At 44.5% G+C, this 1,913-nt stretch carries 4 protein-coding genes; all 4 read right to left on the bottom strand.

The window, feature by feature from the left end; translation table 11 throughout:
- Window positions 1-343, bottom strand: a 343-nt coding sequence (locus ACYPWY_RS16120; RefSeq protein WP_459686568.1) for a hypothetical protein, incomplete at its 3' end; no start/stop codon positions are given.
- 57 nt (window positions 344-400) lie between these two features.
- A complete protein-coding gene (locus tag ACYPWY_RS16115) occupies window positions 401-754 on the bottom strand; it encodes a hypothetical protein (RefSeq protein WP_459686567.1) in 354 nt (117 codons plus the stop codon).
- 21 nt (window positions 755-775) lie between these two features.
- Entirely contained in the window at window positions 776-1,369 is a 594-nt protein-coding gene (locus ACYPWY_RS16110) for a class I SAM-dependent methyltransferase (protein ID WP_459686566.1), read from the bottom strand.
- Window positions 1,370-1,383: 14 nt separating this feature from the next.
- Window positions 1,384-1,839 (bottom strand): hypothetical protein, encoded by a 456-nt coding sequence (locus ACYPWY_RS16105; protein WP_459686565.1) that lies wholly within the window; start codon window positions 1,837-1,839, stop codon window positions 1,384-1,386.
- Window positions 1,840-1,913 lie beyond the last annotated feature (74 nt).

The following is a 1,913-nucleotide window of genomic DNA, read 5'->3' as shown; positions in this document are numbered from 1 at the left end:
GTGCGCTTTGACGAGTAGAAATGATTTCGGAAAGCTGGCTCATCAGTCCGAACAGGAACAGCGAGTCATTATCCACCAATTCCTTGTCGCCGTCCAGAAAACAGTCCTTTGCCAGTGTCCGCATGGCAGTTACCTCGTCTTTCTTCGATGCCGCCATGAATTTACTGAACTGCGGGAAGGTCGGTTCCGAGAGGTAAGCTACATAAACCTCTTTTTCCCCGCTTGCCTCGTCGCCGAATACAGCCATGGGAAATACCTTCCGCAATTTCTTGTCCGTCTTGATTTTCAGGGCTTTTTCCCTGATTTCCGTTTCCTGCTGTAATGTCAATGCTTTTTCGCTCATATCAATATTATTTTTTAGTTTGTTCAATCAAGAATAGAAAGTTTTATCTCAAATAGTTTACAGCCGGATGTACCGGACAAATGCAAACCGTTTCCTGTTCTGCAAATAACCCGCGTCCCCGTCATTGAGGTAGGCTTCGCGTTCAAAGGAAATGTTCCGGTAGGCGCTATTCCATTTCCGGTATTGAATCAGGCGGACAAGAAATTCCAAAACGTAGAACAGATAGAAAAACATCCACAGCAATTCCTTACCCTGTGCCGTGTGAATACTTTCGTGCCGTATCAAACGATTATTGGCAGCCTGATTCAGCTGTAAAAGTTTTTGATAGTTCTTGTTTATCAGCACGCAGCCAAACAAATTAATGGCTGTGTAGGAAAATTCTTTCGGAAATGTCATATACTTTATTTTCATCGTGTAAAATTGTATTTTAAATTAAATCCATTCGATAACAGGTTTCCCCTTAAATCCTTTCTGCCATACATACCAGCAATAGGCAACCGCCGAGGATTGGTATTCCTTCCTGAAAAACTCGCCGTTTTTGGCACAGCTTATCCGCTTGGAAAACACATACACTGCTTTGGGCGGGTAAGGGCGGAACAACTTATGGTATCTTTCCTGTCCTTCCAGAAAGAGCAATTTTAAGAACATAATGCAGCAATCGCCTTCCTGTAACAATTCCAAAGCATGAAGCACAAACTCCATCGCGTATTTATAGGGCGGATTGGTCAATATCCATATACCGCTTTCCAACTTTTCCGTACAATCGAAAAAGTTCGCAACTTCCCCGAAGTTCCGGTTTATTATATCGGTCGAATAGACTTCATACCCTTTTTCTATCAGGCGTTTTGATAAATGTCCTTCCCCGCAGGCGCATTCCCAGATTTTTATGTCTTTGGGTATCTCAACGTGTGTCAAAAGCGTATCAATGGCTGTGGGGAAAGTAGCATAATAATCGTCCTTTTCCCTTATATAAGCCGAATGGCTGCCTGCGCCAATCGGACTGAATGTGCTTCTTAAATTACTCATAATAAATTATTTAGCTATATTGAATCTGAATCGCCAATCTGAATGTCAAACGGATTCAGGTCAAATTCGTGGGTAATATCCGTATCGTCCTGCTTGCTTTCCATGCCGTCCTCGGAAAAGATGCAGCCTTTCAGGGTTACGGTGGTTGTCGTCCAGTCATCGCTCGCCATCGGGTTGGCAAAGGACACTATCAGGTCAAATTCGCCGATGTCCATTAATGAACCGTAGGTTGAGCGCAAAAGCTGCTGCGTGGCGTAATCCATGGTAATGGACGCCGTATAGGTAATGTTTCCAAAGCCGCGGCTGACAGGCTTGCCGCCCATGCCGTAGTTGGATTCTATCTTCCGTTTCTTGTTCCACTTGATGCCGGACACGCCTTCGAGCGTGGTGCTGCCCTCGTCTATCCCCAGCGCTGTGGAGGAAAGCGTTATCATCGACCAGCTGTATGCTACGTTATTGATAATTGCCATATTTACTTACTGTTTATCGGTTAATGAAAGTCCCTCTTCCACATAGATTCTTGTCGCTACTCCAACCGGTACGA

Source organism: Viscerimonas tarda (assembly GCF_054601255.1).
Note: the sequence above shows the minus strand (reverse complement) of the source record. Positions and strands in the feature narration are given on the sequence as shown.

Bases quoted from the DNA above. Each gene is read 5' to 3' on its own strand.
- ACYPWY_RS16110 (WP_459686566.1), bottom strand. From the start codon at position 1,369: ATGAGTAATTTAAGAAGCACATTCAGTCCGATTGGCGCAGGCAGCCAT.
- ACYPWY_RS16115 (WP_459686567.1), bottom strand. From the start codon at position 754: ATGAAAATAAAGTATATGACATTTCCGAAAGAATTTTCCTACACAGCC.
- ACYPWY_RS16105 (WP_459686565.1), bottom strand. From the start codon at position 1,839: ATGGCAATTATCAATAACGTAGCATACAGCTGGTCGATGATAACGCTT.